This is a genomic window from Streptosporangium sp. NPDC004379 (assembly GCF_042873875.1).
Classification (GTDB): domain Bacteria; phylum Actinomycetota; class Actinomycetes; order Streptosporangiales; family Streptosporangiaceae; genus Streptosporangium.
The window spans coordinates 96,955-112,432 of record NZ_JBIAMC010000015.1; the positions used below are offsets into that span (position 1 = coordinate 96,955).

Annotated in this window: 16 protein-coding genes; 9 read left to right on the forward strand and 7 right to left on the reverse strand. The window is 73.5% G+C overall.

Annotated elements, in window-relative coordinates; genetic code table 11:
* Positions 1–29 precede the first annotated feature (29 nt).
* Entirely contained in the window at positions 30–1,274 is a 1,245-nt protein-coding gene (locus ACFYSC_RS28165; protein WP_389967701.1) for an FAD-dependent oxidoreductase, read from the reverse strand.
* 66 nt (positions 1,275–1,340) lie between these two features.
* On the opposite strand from ACFYSC_RS28165, the gene ACFYSC_RS28170 reads away from it, so the two are divergent.
* Positions 1,341–1,817: a MarR family winged helix-turn-helix transcriptional regulator gene (locus tag ACFYSC_RS28170; RefSeq protein ID WP_389967703.1), complete on the forward strand. Its 477-nt coding sequence runs from the start codon at positions 1,341–1,343 to the stop codon at positions 1,815–1,817.
* Positions 1,818–1,848: 31 nt separating this feature from the next.
* Positions 1,849–2,478: a YigZ family protein gene (locus tag ACFYSC_RS28175; RefSeq protein WP_389967705.1), complete on the forward strand. Its 630-nt coding sequence runs from the start codon at positions 1,849–1,851 to the stop codon at positions 2,476–2,478.
* 327 nt (positions 2,479–2,805) lie between these two features.
* Here ACFYSC_RS28175 and ACFYSC_RS28180 read toward each other — a convergent pair whose 3' ends face one another.
* Positions 2,806–3,810, reverse strand: coding sequence for an RNA polymerase subunit sigma-70 (locus ACFYSC_RS28180; protein ID WP_389967707.1), 1,005 nt, complete (start codon positions 3,808–3,810; stop codon positions 2,806–2,808).
* 338 nt (positions 3,811–4,148) lie between these two features.
* Here ACFYSC_RS28180 and ACFYSC_RS28185 point away from each other — a divergent pair, with 338 nt between their 5' ends.
* Together ACFYSC_RS28185 and ACFYSC_RS28190 are read left to right on the forward strand one after the other, a co-directional pair.
* Positions 4,149–4,787, forward strand: a complete 639-nt coding sequence (locus tag ACFYSC_RS28185; protein WP_389967709.1) for a DedA family protein — start codon at positions 4,149–4,151, stop codon at positions 4,785–4,787.
* A gap of 102 nt (positions 4,788–4,889) precedes the next feature.
* A complete protein-coding gene (locus tag ACFYSC_RS28190; protein WP_389967712.1) occupies positions 4,890–6,059 on the forward strand; it encodes a sensor histidine kinase in 1,170 nt (389 codons plus the stop codon).
* 38 nt (positions 6,060–6,097) lie between these two features.
* Here ACFYSC_RS28190 and ACFYSC_RS28195 read toward each other — a convergent pair whose 3' ends face one another.
* On the reverse strand, positions 6,098–7,327 hold the full coding sequence (locus tag ACFYSC_RS28195; protein WP_389967714.1) for an isochorismate synthase MenF: 1,230 nt from the start codon (positions 7,325–7,327) through the stop codon (positions 6,098–6,100).
* Between the two features lie 179 nt (positions 7,328–7,506).
* On the opposite strand from ACFYSC_RS28195, the gene ACFYSC_RS28200 reads away from it, so the two are divergent.
* Positions 7,507–8,442, forward strand: coding sequence for a GDSL-type esterase/lipase family protein (locus ACFYSC_RS28200; RefSeq protein ID WP_389967716.1), 936 nt, complete (start codon positions 7,507–7,509; stop codon positions 8,440–8,442).
* A 19-nt stretch (positions 8,443–8,461) separates the two neighbouring features.
* Here the strand turns inward: ACFYSC_RS28200 and ACFYSC_RS28205 are convergent, their stop codons facing one another.
* Both ACFYSC_RS28205 and ACFYSC_RS28210 read right to left on the reverse strand, forming a co-directional pair.
* Entirely contained in the window at positions 8,462–8,956 is a 495-nt protein-coding gene (locus tag ACFYSC_RS28205; RefSeq protein ID WP_389967718.1) for an FBP domain-containing protein, read from the reverse strand.
* A 213-nt stretch (positions 8,957–9,169) separates the two neighbouring features.
* The gene (locus tag ACFYSC_RS28210; RefSeq protein ID WP_389967720.1) at positions 9,170–9,922 is read right to left on the reverse strand and encodes an alpha/beta fold hydrolase; all 753 of its coding nucleotides are present in this window, start codon (positions 9,920–9,922) and stop codon (positions 9,170–9,172) included.
* Between the two features lie 90 nt (positions 9,923–10,012).
* Here ACFYSC_RS28210 and ACFYSC_RS28215 point away from each other — a divergent pair, with 90 nt between their 5' ends.
* Positions 10,013–11,050 (forward strand): helix-turn-helix transcriptional regulator, encoded by a 1,038-nt coding sequence (locus tag ACFYSC_RS28215; protein WP_389967722.1) that lies wholly within the window; start codon positions 10,013–10,015, stop codon positions 11,048–11,050.
* Positions 11,051–11,143: 93 nt separating this feature from the next.
* Positions 11,144–11,422, forward strand: coding sequence for a DUF3040 domain-containing protein (locus ACFYSC_RS28220; RefSeq protein ID WP_389967724.1), 279 nt, complete (start codon positions 11,144–11,146; stop codon positions 11,420–11,422).
* 78 nt (positions 11,423–11,500) lie between these two features.
* Here ACFYSC_RS28220 and ACFYSC_RS28225 read toward each other — a convergent pair whose 3' ends face one another.
* A complete protein-coding gene (locus ACFYSC_RS28225; protein ID WP_389967726.1) occupies positions 11,501–12,094 on the reverse strand; it encodes a TetR/AcrR family transcriptional regulator in 594 nt (197 codons plus the stop codon).
* A 149-nt stretch (positions 12,095–12,243) separates the two neighbouring features.
* On the opposite strand from ACFYSC_RS28225, the gene ACFYSC_RS28230 reads away from it, so the two are divergent.
* Positions 12,244–13,797 (forward strand): MDR family MFS transporter, encoded by a 1,554-nt coding sequence (locus ACFYSC_RS28230; protein WP_389967898.1) that lies wholly within the window; start codon positions 12,244–12,246, stop codon positions 13,795–13,797.
* 220 nt (positions 13,798–14,017) lie between these two features.
* Here ACFYSC_RS28230 and ACFYSC_RS28235 read toward each other — a convergent pair whose 3' ends face one another.
* On the reverse strand, positions 14,018–14,596 hold the full coding sequence (locus ACFYSC_RS28235) for a TetR/AcrR family transcriptional regulator (RefSeq protein ID WP_389967728.1): 579 nt from the start codon (positions 14,594–14,596) through the stop codon (positions 14,018–14,020).
* A gap of 80 nt (positions 14,597–14,676) precedes the next feature.
* On the opposite strand from ACFYSC_RS28235, the gene ACFYSC_RS28240 reads away from it, so the two are divergent.
* Positions 14,677–15,450, forward strand: a complete 774-nt coding sequence (locus tag ACFYSC_RS28240) for an oxidoreductase (RefSeq protein ID WP_389967730.1) — start codon at positions 14,677–14,679, stop codon at positions 15,448–15,450.
* Positions 15,451–15,478 lie beyond the last annotated feature (28 nt).

Sequence of the window (15,478 nt, forward strand, 5' to 3'; positions counted from 1 at the left end):
ACCGGGCCTCTCCCGGAGCCCGGTGACGGTCAGGGAGTTCGGGGGCGGCGCAGGAACGGCCGTTCCCTGGAGGCGGCCACCGCCGCGAAGCCGTGGCGGAGCATGGCCGACTCGTACTCGGCGACGGCCGTCTCCAGCGGCACGCCGTGCCGGGCGGTGAAGACCAGCGCGTGGCGCAGGAGCCCGGCGTCGCGTAGCGCGACGTTGGCGCCCTCGCCCCGGCCGGGGGACATGGTGTGGATCGCGTCGCCCAGCAGGGTCACGCCGGGCACGTGCCACGGCTCGACGGGCCGGGCGGAACGCAGCCGTACCGGGAAGGGCGCCTCGCCCTCCTCGACGAGGCGCCGGACGGCGGCGGGCCGGTCGCGGATCAGGTCCAGGGCGAGCCGGCGCAGGCCGGCCGGGTCCAGGCGCTCCGGCCGGTCCGCGCCGCCGGAGCCGTCCGGCGGGCGCGTGCCGCCGGGCCGCCCTCCCATGGAACCCGCCGAATCCGCCGGGCCCGTCGATCCCGCGGAGCCGGTGGAGATCGTCCAGGCGAGGTAGCCGGGGATCTCCGTCAGGCCCGCGGGGAGCGGGCCGCGGGTGCGGCAGGTCGCCACGGTCATTGAGACGCCGTCCGGGCCGGTCAGCGTGGCGAAGGCGTCCACGAGGGCCTCCGGGACCCACCCCGGGACGTCCTCGCCGACGAGGGTCCTGCCGTACAGCAGGGTGCCGAGCTCGTCGAAGGCCGCGCCGGGCGCCACGAACGGGCGGACCGCCGAGCCGGTGCCGTCGGCGCCGACCAGCAGGTCGCCGTCGGCGTGGGTGCCGTCGGCGAAGCGGGCGCGGATCCGGCCGTCGCCCAGCCGTTCCAGGCGCTGGAAGGCCGCGCCGAAGCGTACGGCGCCGTCCAGGCCGGTCAGCAGGATCTCGCGGAGGGTGAGCCGGTTGATCCCGAAGTACGCCGTCTCGTCGAGGCGGGGGAGGGGCTTGCCGAACAGGGGGTTCAGCCGGTGGTCCAGGGCGGTCAGGCGGGTGGCCTGCCGCAGGGAGGCGGCCAGGCACAGGCCGAACAGGTGCTCGGGCAGGCATTCGCGCAGGGCACGGGTGCCGTCCGGTTTGAGGGAGATGCGGTAGCCCTGCCCGGTGGTGCGGGGGGAGTCGTCGCGTTCGAAGACGGTGACGCCGATCCCGGCCGTCGTCAGGCCCTGGGCCAGGCACAGGCCGCCGAGCCCGGCACCGATGATCAGGACGTGCGGGGGTCTCCTCGGCGGTTCGGGGCGGATGTGGTCCATGCCGGGACGCTAACAGATAGCTGTCATGACAGTAAATGGCTGGACAGTTACCAGTAGCATGTCGGCATGGATCCCCGGCATCTGCGGCTCGTCCTCGGTGGCGGCTCGCTGGTCAACCAGGTGGGCCGCGAGTTGCGCGCGGCCGTCGAGGCCCGGCTCGCGCCGTTCGGTGTGACCGCCCAGCAGGCGGCGCTCCTGCTGCACGCGGCCCGGGGGGAGGCGGGTCCGGGCCGGCTCGCCGCCGAACTGGGCACCGACACCGCCGGGATGACGAGGCTGCTGGACCGGCTGGAGGTCAAGGGCCTCGTCCGGCGGCGGCGCAGCCCGGAGGACCGCCGGGCGGTCGTCGTCGAGGTGACGGCGGAGGGGCGTGAACTCGTCCCGGCGCTCGCCCCGGTCTTCGGCCGGGTCGCCCGCCGTCTGCTCGACGGGTTCTCGGCGGAGGAGGTCGAGCATCTCACCGGTCTGCTGGGCCGGATGCTGGCCAATCTGGACGCCGGATCTCCGGGCGGCGACGGGAATCCACCGGAGACCCTTTATTAATCTACATTGTAAAGGCGACTAGTCTGGTCCGATGACCCAGCCGTACCTGACCCTGGAAGACCTCGCCGAGCACGAGACGGAGGTCAAGCGATCGCGATTCCTGTGCGCGGTCGCCCCAGCGGGTTCGGAGGAGGCGGCGCGGGAGTTCGTCGCCGGGCGCAGGCGCTCCCACGGCGACGCCACCCACAACTGCTCGGCCTACGTGATCGGCGGGGACCGGGGGATCCAGAGGGCCGACGACGACGGCGAGCCCGGCGGCACCGCCGGCACGCCCATGCTGGAGACGCTGCTGCGCCGGGGGTTGTCGGACGTGGTGGCGGTGGTGACGCGGTACTTCGGCGGGGTGAAGCTGGGTGCGGGCGGTCTGGTGCGGGCCTACGGCTCGTCGGTGGGCAAGGCGCTCGATCGGGCCCGTCTGGTGGAGATGGTCCCGGCGCGGCTGGTGGCGGTGAGTGTGGACCATGTGCGGGCCGGGCGGCTGGAGAGCGATCTGCGGGGCTCGCCGTACGAGGTGCGGGAGGTGGGGTACGGGGCGGGGGTCCGGTTCACGGTCGCGGTGCGGGAGGCGGACCTGCCGGTGTTCGGTGACTGGGTGGCCACGCTGACGGCGGGCCGGGCGGAGGTCGAGGAGGGGGAGGCGGTCCATCTGCGGGCCGGGTGACGCGCGGGTGGCGGGGATGCGGTGGCGCGGTGAGCGGGCCCGGCGCTGCATCCGTGTGGCCAGGCGTTCGCGAGGGTGAGGTCGAGATCCGGCCGGTGGTGTCCGAGCCCGCCGGGTGCGCTGTTCCGGGTCCGGGACGTGGGGACCGCCCGCGGAGCGGATCGCGCACCGATCAGGTTTCCGCGCCGCGCCCGTCTGTACGTGTGAGATCGACTCACGAGAGGCTGCACGATGCGGAAACTGATTTTCGCCATGAACGTCACCCTCGACGGCTACATCGCCGCGCCCGGCGACTCGCTGAAGATGGGACGACGGTGACGGGTCCGATCACAGCGTCGAGGGCAGGCCCAGCCATGGTTTGCCGGTGGCGTCGAATCCGGTGAGCTCGGCGATCCTCCCGTCGACGATGTGCAGGACCGCGATGTTCAGCAGGCGGTGTTCCGGGCCGCCGGGGGTGCGGAGGTACAGCGCGGCGGCGGGCATGCGGTTGACCGTCGTGGCGATGCAGCGCCAGTCGTCGTGGCCGCGCTGGAAGAGCCCGCCGGAGATCCAGCCGTCCACCGCGTCCTCAGCCGTGAGGATCAAGGTGCCCGGCTCGGGCAGCATCGCGAAGCGCAGGTCGTCGCGCAGCAGGGCCATCAGGCCGTTGAGGTCGTTGCGCTCATGGGCGTCCATGTACGACCTCACCACGCCGCGCTCGTCATCCGACAGCTCGTGCGTGGCGGGGCTCCGCCAGTCGAGGCGGCGGCCGGGCAACCGCTCGCGCATCGTCACGCGCGCCCGCTGCAGCGCGCTGGTCACCGATGCGACGGTCAGATCGAGGGCGTCGGCGGCCTTCGACGCAGGCCAGCCGAGGACGTCGCGCAGGACGAACACCGCCCGCTGCCGCGGTGGCAGGTGCTGGACGGCGGCGATGAACGCCAGCTCGATCGTCTCCCGCGCCACCACCGATTCCTGCGGGTCCTCCGGGAGCATCCGGTCCGGGTAGGGCTGCAGGTGGCGCACTTCCGAGTCCGCGTCCGGAAGCTCGGCGGGCACGGGTGTGCGGTCGTTGCGTTTGTCCAGGAAGTCGAGGCAGGCGTTCGTCGCGATCCGGTACAGCCAGGTCCGCAGCGCGGCGTGGCCCTTGAAAGACTCCCGTTTGTTCCACGCCCGCAGGAACGTCTCCTGCGTCAGGTCCTGGGCGTCCTCATAGTTGGCGAGCATCCGGTAACAGTGCACCTGCAGCTCACGCCGGTGGCGCTCGGTGATGAGCGCGAACCGTGCCGCGTCGTTCGAGCGGGCCGCCGCGATGAACGCGGCCTCGTCGCCTGGCAGTCTGGTGTGGGTCATGGTGGTCGATCCTTCCGTGGGTGGCGAGGGGCCACCAGAACTGACGACGTGGCGGGGGATTTCTGAGCGGTGAGAACGAGGCCCTCACCGCCGGATTCGCGGGCTTGTTCCTCACCGGGCGGATCCAGCCGGCCGACGGCCTGGGCGTCGACCGGCTCGGCCACCTGGAAGATGTGGGATGGATCACAGGGTTCGCCGGAACTTTTCCGGTGGAGGTGCGGCCGGGCCGGTCGGCGCGGGGCTGTGGTTTTCCGCAGCCTCCGGGTGCGGCCGGGCCGCGGTGGGCGGGTGGGTCTCCGCATTCTCGCGGGTGCGCGGGGCTTCGTAGGGTTCGGGTCATGAGCACCTCAACGACTGTCGATGGAGTCGCCGGCTGGGCGATCGGCCTGATGGAGACCCTGGGAGCCCCGGGGGCGGGGCTGGCGATCGCGCTGGAGAACCTGTTCCCGCCGTTGCCGAGCGAGGTGATCCTGCCGTTGGCGGGGTTCACCGCGAGCAAGGGGGACATGTCGCTGTTCGAGGCGATCTTCTGGACCACGTTGGGGTCGGTGGTCGGGGCGGTGGCGTTGTACGGGGTCGGGGCGTTGCTGGGGCGGGCGCGGGTGGTGGCCATCGCACGGAGGTTGCCGCTGGTGGACGTGTCCGACATCGAGAAGACGGAGGCGTGGTTCGCCCGGCATGGCCGTAAGACGGTGTTCTTCGGGCGGATGATCCCGATCTTCCGTAGCCTGATCTCCATTCCGGCGGGGGTGGAGCGGATGCCGGTTCCGGTGTTCCTGGTGCTGACGACGCTGGGCAGTCTCATCTGGAACACGGTCTTCGTGATGGCAGGGTATCTGCTGGGGGAGAACTGGGATCTGGTGGAGGGTTACGCCGGGGTTCTGTCCAAGGTGGTGCTGGGCGCGGTGGCGCTGGCCGCGGTGGTGTTCGTCGTGGTCCGGGTGCGGCGCCGGGGCAGGCACCACGCGGAGCGCTGAGGTGGCCGCCGAGGTGGCCGCCGTGGCGAGCGGGGCGGCGGCCGGGTCGCGGCCCGGTCGCTCCGGCGGTCCTCCGGCCGTCGGCGGAAGAGCGGCACGGCGGTGAGTGTGGCGGTGGACGCGGCGGGCGCGGTGGTCCGGGCGGCGCGGGTGCTGGCCGGGATCGCCCTGGGGGTCCCGGCGGCGGTGGTGCAGCTGCTCTTCCTGCTGGTGGCGGGGCCGCTGCTGTGGGTGCCCCGGGCCCGGAAGGGCGTGCTGGCGGTGGCGGTACGGCTGGCCGGGATCGAGGTCTGGCGGCTGGAGCTGCTCGGCGGGGCGGAGGCCGCCGGGGGTGCGGGGGGCCGGTCCGGCGGTCACGACGGGCGGCGGGCGCTGCGTTATCTGGCGTTGCGCTGGCCGGTCGGGGTGCTGGGCGCACTGGTGCTCACGCTGCTGGCCGCGGGGGTCTCCGTGGCGGTGCCGCTGGCCTGGAGCTGGAGCCGGGGTGAGCCGTTCGACGGCATGACGCCCAGTGTCCTTCTGGTGTCGTACGCCTCGGTGGCCGGGGTGGTGCTGCTGTTCCTTGAGGTCACGGGCCTGATGGGGGTGGCGGCGCTGGAGCGGCGGCTGGCGCGTTCGGCGCTGGGACCCAGCCCGACGGAGCGGCTGGAGCGGCGGATCGCCGAGCTGGCCGAGACCCGGTCGGGGATCGTGGCGGCGGTCGACCAGGAGCGGCGCCGTATCGAGCGTGACCTGCACGACGGGGTGCAGCAGCGGCTGGTGGCGCTGGCCATGCTGATCGGCCGTGCCCGGCGGGGCCGATCGCCGGAGATGCTGGAGGAACTGCTGCGCCAGGCGCACCGGGAGGCGCAGGAGGCGCTGGGCGACCTGCGGGAGGTGGCCTGGCGGGTGTATCCGGCGGGCCTGGACTCCCTGGGGCTGCGGGAGGCACTGGACACCGTCGCCGAGCGCGCCGGGGTGCCGGTGGAGGTCCGCTACGGCCTGGACGGGCGGCCGCCCGGCCCGGTGGAGACCGCGGCGTACTTCGTGGTCTGCGAGGCGGTCACCAACGCGGCCAAGCACGCGGCGGCGCGCTCGGTCACCGTGGAGGTCGTCCGGGAGGGGGCGGCGGTCGTCGTGCGGACGAGGGACGACGGGTGCGGCGGCGCGGATCCGGCGGGCGGGGGGCTTTCCGGCCTGGCCCGGCGGGTGGCGGCGCTGGACGGGCGGCTGGAGGTGGTGAGCCCGCCGGGCGGGCCGACGGTGGTGACCGCGAGGCTGCCGTGGGGGTGATCCCTTCCGGGACCCGGCGGCCGTCCCGGAAGGGGCGCTCAGCCTTCCAGGGCGTACTGCATGACGCGTAGTTTGGCCTGGGCTTCGGCGAGTTCGGAGGCGGGGTCGGAGTCGCCCATGATGCCGCAGCCGGCGAACAGCCGGGCCCGGGGTCCCTCGATCTGGGCGCAGCGCAGCGCGATGCCCCATTCGCCGTCGCCGCGGGCGTCGATCCAGCCGACCGGGCCGGCGTATCCGGCGCGGTCCATGCCCTCCAGCTCGCGGATGACGTCGAGCGCGGTGCGGGTGGGGGTGCCGCCGACGGCGGCGGTGGGGTGCATGGCGGCGACCACGTCCAGGACCGAGGCGCCGTCGGCGAGGCGGCCGGTGACCGGGCTGGCCAGGTGCTGGACGTTGGGCAGGACGAGCAGTTCGGGTTCGGTGGGCACGGTGAGCTCCGCGCACAGCGGGGCGAGGGCCTCGCGGACCGATTCCACCGCGCAGGTGTGCTCGTAGCGGTCCTTGTCGGAGGCGAACAGGCCGGCGCCGCGGGCGTCGTCGTCGGCCTGGCTGGTGCCGCGGGAGACGGTGCCGGCCAGCACCAGCGACTCGATGGTCTCGCCGGTGCGGCGGACCAGCAGTTCGGGGGTGGCGCCGACCAGGCCGGCGCAGGAGAAGGTGTAGCACTCGGGGTAGCGGGAGGCCAGGCGTGACAGCAGCAGCCGGACGTCGATGGGCCGTTCGGCGACGGCGGTCAGGTCGCGGGCCAGCACGGCCTTCTCCAGCCGCCCGGATCTGATCTGCCGTACGGCGAGGGCCACGGCGTGCTCCCACTCCGGGGCGGTGAGGCTGCCGTCGCCGTAGCGGATCCGGCCGGGGTCGGCGGGCGGGGTGACGAGGTCGAGGTGTTCGTCGCCGACGGTGGTGAGCCAGGCGCGGCCGTCGCGGCGGGCGAGGACGACCTGGGGGACGACGAGGACCGAGCCGTGGGCGTCGGGGTCGAAGGTGAAGGAGCCGAAGGCGACCGGTCCGGAGCCGGGGACGCCGGCTTCGTCGTCGGTGTGGGCCTCTCCGAGGATCGCCGAGAGCCATCGGCGGGCCCAGTCGAAGCGGCCGGGGCCGGGTGGCACGGCCACGCGCGCGGCCTCACCCCAGGCGACCAGCCCCTCTCCGCGCCTGATCCAGGCGTAGGGGGCGGCCTCCGGAAGTCGCGCGAGCAGGTCGCCGGGGTCACCGACGAGGGTGGTTCTCACCACGAGGGGGCGGGTCAGTCCGAGCGCGACACTCACCCGGAACACTCTATGCCGGAAACTGAACGTGTTCGACGACGGCCCCGGTATCGGTGCCTCCGCCACGTTCCGTCAAGAAAGCCATGGTGCCCGGTCAATGAAGGGCGCCGCGTCGTCCTGCGGTGATACATCCCTTGGCAGGGGTGCGACCGTTCGGAGGTGTCATGGCCGGCAGGATTGTGACAGTGCTCACAGGCGTGGTGACGCTGGTGGCCCTCTGCCCGGCGGCGCCGGCGCGGGCGGCCGGGCAGAGGGCCGGGGAGACCCCGGCGGCGGGGTCGCGCCCGGCGGAGTCGCGCGTGGCGGGGCAGGCAGGGGGTGCAGGGGCCGCGCCGGTCGCCGGGTGGCGGCCGGCGGTGATGGCGGCGGTGGGGGATTCGATCAGTTCGGGGTTCAACGCCTGCGGCTGGTATGTGCCGTGTCCGGCGCGGTCCTGGTCGACGGGCGACGACGAGCGGGTGCGCAGTCACTACCTGCGGTTGCTGGGCGATGGCGCCCCGGTCGGCGGGCACGGCGTCAACCTCGCGGTGCCCGGGGCGACCAGCGCCGATCTGGCCCGGCAGATGGCCGGGGCGGTGGCCCGGCGCGCCGACTACGTCACGGTGCTGGTGGGCGCGCAGGACGCGTGCGTGGCCGAGGAGCGGCGGATGACTCCGGTGGAGGTCTACCGCAGGAGGGTGGCCGGGGCGCTGGAGACGTTGCGGGCCGGGCGGCCGGACGCGCGGGTGCTCCTGGTCAGCGTCCCCGACCTCAAGCGGCTGTGGCAGGTGGGCAGGAACAGTGTGGCGGCTCGGGCGTTCTGGGCGGTGGGCCGTATCTGCCAGAGCATGCTGGCCCGGCCGCGCTCGACGGCGCCGGCCGACCGGGAGCGCCGTGAGCGGGTGCGGGACCGGGTCGCCGGTTACAACTCCGCGCTGGCGCAGGTGTGCGCCGCCTACGGCCCGGCCTGCCGGTTCGACGGCGGCGCGCTGTTCGGGTGCCGTTTCACCCGGGACCAGCTGAGCAAGTGGGACTTCTTCCACCCCAGCGCCTCCGGGCAGCGGGTGATCGCCCAGCTGACGTTCCCGCTGGTCGAGGACTGGCTGCGCGAGCCGGCCGGAGAGCAGGCCGCCTGAGCGGGCCCGGCGGGGCCCTTCATGTGAGGACCTTGTCCAGGAACGCCGTGAGCCGGGTCCGGGTGCGGTCGATCTGCTGCTCCAGCGTCAGTGACTCCTGCAGCCGGCCGCCGAGGCCGGGCAGCTTCCTGCCGCGCAGGTACAGCGAGCAGTCCAGGTCGGTGCAGGCGTACAGGCCGACGGAGTTGCTGTCGCGGCCGGCGGGGCCGGCTCTGCGGGCGGTCATCAGGGAGACGCCGGTGCCCGGGTGCATGGTCAGGCACAGGGAGCACATGCCGCGGTGCGCGCCGCCGCGCTGCCGGGCCGCCAGTCGCAGGGCCACGCCGACGACCTCGCCGCCGTGTTCGGCGACGAGGTAGCCGCGTTCGGGGGCCGAGGGGTCGAGCCATCCCAGGAAGTCCAGGTCGTCCCAGGGGCGTTCGGACAGGTCCCGCGGGAGCGTCAGCCGTTTGGTCTCCCCCTTGGAACAGTTGACGAACGAGCCGCGGATCTCCTGTTCGGTTACTGCTTTCATGCCGCGGAACGCTACCTTGCCTAAATGTTGTAGGCAAAGGATTAATTTCCCTAGGAAAGGCGGGGTGCCGGATCCCCGGCTCCACCGGCCCCGTCGGCCCTCCGCGTCGGCCCTCCGGACCCCGCCGGCCCCGCGCCCGTTTTCCGGCCATGCCCGGCCTTCCGGACCCCGTCTCCTGTCCGGCCCCGCCGGGCTGTCAGCCGTGCCGGGCTGTCAGCCGCGCGGCTCGCCGAGTCCGGCGAGGGCCGCCGCGGTGGCCGCGGGCGCGGAGAACATCGGCCAGTGGCCGGTGGGCACCGCCGCGAAGCTCCACTCGGGCCCGGCGAGGGCGGCGAAGTAGGGGTGACCGGCCTCGATCATCGCGCGGACCTGCTCCAGGGGGTAGGAGCAGGTGATGAGCGTCTTGGGCAGCCGGTCGGCGCCGCCGCCGAGCTTCAGCGGCCGGGTGAGCGTGCCGTACGGCTGAGCGGTGGCGCCGGCGGTGAAGCGGGCGCGTTCGGCGGCTCCCATCCCCTCCAGGCTGACGCCGGAGCGCTCGAAGTGCTCCCAGGAGGGCGGCGGGTAGGCGGTTCCGCCGCAGGCGGCGGCGCTGCGTTCGATGTACTCCCGCTGGGCCGGGTCGCAGAGGTCGAGCTGGGTCAGGCCGTCGGCCACCGGGCCGCTGTCGAGGTAGACGACGCGGGCGATGCGCTCGGGGATCCGGTCGGCCGCGCCGGTGACGGGGGCGCCGGCGCCGCTGTGGGCCACCAGGATCACCTCCCGCAGACCGGCGTGGACGATCGTCTGGACGATGTCGTCGATGTGGGTCTCCAGGTCCACTCCGGGACCGGCCAGGTGGGAGCGGTCGCCCAGGCCGGTCAGGGTGAGGGGGTGGACGTCGTGCCCGGCCGCGCGCAGCGGCCCGGCGACCTCCTCCCAGGCCCACGCGCCGAGCCAGAAGCCGGGTACCAGGACGTATGTGCTCATCGTTTTCTCCTTAGCCGGGGCGTTCTCCGGAACGGCTCCACCGTAGGATCGAATCCGGACAGAACCGGTCCTGATTCGCGGGGAGTTTCCATGACCGTCACCCGGGTGCTCGCCCTGCTGGAGCTGCTGCAGGCCGCCCCCGGCCTGACCGGGCCCGAGCTCGCCGCGCGGCTGGGGGTGGAGGAGCGCACGGTGCGCCGCTACGCGGTGCGGCTGTCGGAGCTGGGGGTGCCGGTCCAGGCCGAGCGGGGCCGCTACGGCGGTTACCGCCTGCTGCCCGGATACCGGCTGCCGCCGCTGATGTTCACCGACGACGAGGCCGCCGCCGTGGTGCTGGGGCTGCTGGCCGGGCGGCGGACCGGGCTGGCGGTGGGGGAGGCCGCGACGGAGAGCGCGCTCGCCAAGATCCAGCGGGTGCTGCCGCGGGCGCTGCGCGAACGTGTCGAGGCGGTCCAGGCCACGCTCGGCCACACCCGGGACGCCGCTCCGGCCGCCGCCCACCCGAAGGCCGGTCCGCTGCTGGCGCTGGCCGAGGCGGCCCGGCACGGGCGGACGGTACGGCTGGCCTACCGCTCCTGGCGGCGGGAGTCCTCCGAACGCGACCTCGACCCCTACGGGCTGGTCTTTCACTCCGGCCGCTGGTACGTCACCGGGCTGGACCACGCCAGCGGGCAGGTGCGCACCTTCCGGGTGGACCGGGTGGGACGCGTGGAGCCGGCCGCGCCGGTCTCCGGGTCCGGGGAGCCGGCCGGGCGGCCGGGGCGGGGGGAGCCGGCCGGGAGATCCTTCGAGGTGCCCGACGGGTTCGACCCGGTCGCGCACGTGGTCGCCTCGCTGGCGGCCGTGCCGTACCGGCACGAGGTGGAGGTGCTGCTGGAGATGCCGCTCGCGGAGGCGCGCGAGCGGGTGCCGGCGTCGGTGGCGACGCTGACACCGGCGCCGCGGGGCGTCCTGCTGCGCACCCGGGCCGAGCGGCTGGACGGCATGGCGCTGATGCTGGCCGGGCTGGGCCGGCCGTTCACCGTCGTCACCCCCGACGGGCTGCGCGAGGAGGTCCGGGCCCTGGCGGGGCGGCTGGCCCGCTGCGCCGACGCCGTGCCCGGCCCCGGGGACCGTCCGCCGGTGTAAAGAACCCGTAAATCAACAGCCCCGGGAATGGATAACGATCATCATGATTGGGCAGGAAACTCGCACACGCCTTGCGTTCCGGGGAGGTGCGGCATGGCCTGGTCGCAGGAGGAGGAGCGGATTCTGCTGCGGATCGAGCGCCACCTCGTCGATGAGGACCCGAAGCTGGCGGCTCGGCTGGAGTCGTTCGACAGGCGTGTGCGGCGCCACGAGGAGGGCCGCCGCAGGCGTGAGCGGCGGCGCGAGCGCCCGTCGCGGCGGCCGCGCCGCTCGACGGTCGTCCTCATGACGAGCTGGCTGCTGATCGCGACGCTGATCGCCACGCTGCTCATCCTCGTCCTGCGTCACGAGGCGGCCGCGCTGCCGCTCTGACCGTTCCCTGCGCCGTCCGGCCGCTCCCCGTCCGGGAGGGTTCTCCTTCCATCCGGCGGGGGCCGTCCCGCGGGACGGTCAGGCGAACGGGCGGGCCATCTGGTCCAGCGCCCTGCCCATCAGCTCGCGCAGCGTCCGGCTCTCCTGCTCGGCGCACCACCACTGCATGGCGATGCGCAGCGCGGTCAGGAACGCGGCGGTGACCACCTCGGGGCCGACGCCGTCCGGCCGCGCCCGTGCCGACACCGCCCGGCTCAGCTCGCTCTCCAGCCTGACCCTGCCGGCCAGCTGCCTGGCCAGCAGAGAGGGGTGGCGCATGGCCAGGCGGGTGCGCAGGTGCAGCTCCCGGTCGGAGCGGCCGTCCTCACCGGTCTCGTCGTGGAGCCGCTCCAGTGCGCCGCGCAGCGCCTGCCAGGCGGAGTCGGTGGCCGGCTGTTCGCGGACGCGCCGCACCAGCGTGCCCAGGCGCTGCTCGTCGCCGTACAGCAGCGCGTCCTCCTTGCCGTCGAAGTAGTTGGAGAACGTCCGGCGGGAGATGCCGGCGGCGTCGGCGATGGCCTCGACGGTGACGTTGTCCAGGCCGTGCTCGACGGTGAGCCGCAGCGCGGCCTCGTGCACCGCCTGGCGGGTCTCGGCCTTCTTGCGCTCACGCAACCCCGGTGTGCTGTCCATGATGCGGAAGAGCTTACCCAATGGGAATAAGTGCCCAATGCGCAAAGTTTCCCATTGGGCATGTATGGTGTCCGGGTTGCATCCCCTCATCCCCTGATCGGAGGTTGCGCGTGAGCGCACAGCCGGCGGCGCCGCCCGCGGCGGAGCCGATGACCCACCGCCAAGTCCTGGAGGCCCTCAGCGGCCTGCTGCTCGTCCTGTTCGTCGCCATGATCAGCGGCACCATCGTCTCGGTGGCGCTGCCGCAGATCATCGGCGCGCTGGAGGGCAGCCAGTCGCAGTACACCTGGGTCGTCACCGCCTCCCTGCTGGCCTCGACCGCCTCCACCCCCGTCTGGGGCAAGCTCGCCGACCTGTTCGACAAGAAACTGCTGCTGCAGATCTCCATCGTGATCTTCATGGTGAGCTCGCTGGCCTGCGGTCTCGCCCAGAACACCGGGCAGCTCATCGCCTTCCGCGCGGTGCAGGGCCTGGGCATGGGCGCCCTGCAGATCCTGGCGCAGGTCGTCATCGCCGCGATGATCTCCCCCAAGGAGCGCGGCCGCTACAACGGCTACCTCGGGGCGGTCATGGCCGTGGCCACGGTCGGCGGCCCCCTGCTCGGCGGCGTCATCGCCGACACCTCCTGGCTCGGCTGGCGCTGGTGCTTCTTCATCGCCGTGCCGTTCACCGTCGCGGCGTTCGCGCTGCTGGCCAAGACCCTGCACCTGCCGACCGTGCGCCGTACGGACGTCAGCATCGACTACTGGGGCGCCACCCTCATCGCCGCCGGCGTCAGCGTCCTGCTCATCTGGGTCACCTTCGTCGGCAACTCCTTCGAATGGCTGTCGTGGCAGACCGCGGCCATGGCCGGCGGCGGCGTGCTGGTGCTGGCGGTGGCGACCTGGGTGGAGTCGAAGGTCCGCGAGCCGGTCGTGCCGCTGCACGTCCTGCGGCGCGCCACCCCGGCGCTGGCCATCCTGGCCAGCCTCGCGGTCGGCATGGCCATGTTCGGCGGCTCGGTCTTCCTCGGCCAGTACTTCCAGATCGGCCGCGGCTACGGTCCCACCGCCGCCGGCCTGCTGACCATCCCCATGATGCTCGGCGTGCTGCTGTCGTCGACCATCAGCGGCCGCATGGTCTCGGCCAGCGGCCGCACCAAGCCCTACATCCTCATCGGCCTCGTCGTCCTGCTGGCGGGCTTCTCCGGCCTGGCCACCATCGACCACCGGACCGCGATGCCGCTGATCTCGGCGTACATGCTCGCCGTCGGCGTCGGCGTCGGCATGTCCATGCAGAATCTCGTGCTGGTCGTGCAGAACACCGTCCCGCTGCGGGAGATCGGCGCCGCCAGCGGCGCGATCACCTTCTTCCGCTCCCTCGGCGGCACCGTCGGCGTCTCGGTGCTCGGCGCCGTGCTGGCCGGCCGCGTCGCCACCGGCATCACCGAGGGACTGGCCAAGGCCGGCGTCCAGGTCCGCGGCGCCTCGGCGGCCGGCGGCAGCCTCAACATCGCCGCCCTGCCCGAGCCGGTCAGGACGATCGTGCGGGCCGCCTACGGCGACGCCACCGGCCACATCTTCCTGATCTCGGCGGGCATCGCCGCCGTCGGCCTCGTCGCCGCGGCGTTCCTGCGGCCCGCCCGGCTGCGCGACAGCCTCGACCTGCCCGCACAGGCCGGGGAGGCCGGGGAGGATGCCGGGAAAAAGGTCAGCGCCTCCTGACCCGCCCGGCCTGTCCGGCCGGGGCCGGAAAGGGCCGCGCCCCTCGCACCGCCCGGGGGAGCGCGGCCCTTCTCCGCGCACCCGGCCGCTACGGCCTCACCGTCTCCACCCCGGTCGCCGCGGTCCTGCGCACGCCGCGTGATCCGGACACCGCGGAATCGGACGGGAGCGACGGCGGGAGCGGGCAGGGGTAACGCGCCGGGCACGCGCGTCCTTCGGCTCAGCTCGCGCGCGGGGCCCCGTGGCGCAGGCCGTCGAGGAGGAGGGCGGTGACCTGCCGGGCCTCGTCGAGCCATCCCTCGGACACGCGCATGGCGCAGATGCCGCCCAGGGCTCGCAGCAGAGTGGGGCCGGTGACGTCGCCGCGGACGGTGCCGGCCGTGCTGCCGGCGTCGAGCAGCCGGGTGAGGGCGTTCGCCATGCGGGTGCGGGCGTCGTCGAAGACCGGTGAGTCCGTCGCCATGATGCTCTCCAGCGCGACGGACATCCCTTTGCCCACGGCCGCGTGGTCCACGAGCAGCAGCAGGAAGCGCCGCAGGGCCTCTTCCGGGGCGTGGCGGGTCAGCAGGTCGGCGGGCGCGGCGCACAGGTCGTCGACCTCCTTGCGGTAGACCTCCTCGATCAGCGCCTCGCGGGTCTCGAAGTGCCGGTAGAGCGTGCCCACGGCGACGCCGGCGCTGCGGGCGATGTCTTCCACGTGCGCGTCGGTGTCGCCGCCGAGGAACGCCTGGCGGGCCGCGGACAGCAGTGCCTCGCGGTTGCGGCGCGCGTCGGCGCGCAGCGGGCGTGATGACGGCAAGGAACCTCCATAAGGTGAGTCCGGTTCCGTTTGCATGTATCGTTTCCGGAGTCAGGTTCATCTTACGGAGGGGATTTCCCATGGCGAACGCCGACGAGGGCCTGGACGGTTTGCGAGTGCTGGTCACCGGCGGCAGCCGGGGTCTGGGCGCGGCGATCGTGCGCCGCTTCGTCGCCGCGGGCGCGACCGTGCTGACGGCCTCCCGCAGCCGGCCCGAGGAGGACGGCGGCGCCACGTTCATTCCGGCGGACCTCTCCACGCCGGAGGGGGTGGCCGGACTCGGCCGCCGCGCCATTGACCACATGGGAGGCGTGGACGTCCTCGTGAACAACGCCGGTGCGGCGAGCCCCCCGACGCCGACCCTGAGCCGGTCGGACGAATCCTGGCAGGCGGACCTGGGGATGAACCTCCTGAGCGCCGTGCGCCTGGACCGGGTCCTGGTGCCGGGGATGGTCGAGCGGGGCTCCGGCGTCGTCGTGCACGTCTCCTCGATCGCCAGCCGGCTGCCCCAGCGCACGGAAGCCTCCTACGCCGCCGCCAAGGCAGCGCTGAACGCCTACAGCCGCGAACTGGCCACCGAGGTCGGCGAGCACGGGGTGCGCGTGGTCTGCGTGCTGCCCGGCTTCGTCGTCACCGACGGCGCCACCGCCCACCTGCGGCACATGGCCGAGCAGCAGGGCGTGACCACGGACGAGATCACGCGCCAGATCGTGGACCACCTGAAAGTCCCCATGGGCCGCCCCGGAGACCCCGAGGACGTCGCCGAGATGATCGCCTTCCTCGCCTCCAGTCGCGCGAAGTGGCTAACCGGAGCCCAGTTCCGCGTCGACGGCGGCATCCTCCCCACCGTCTGAGCACCGACCAGCACCAGGAACAGGACCG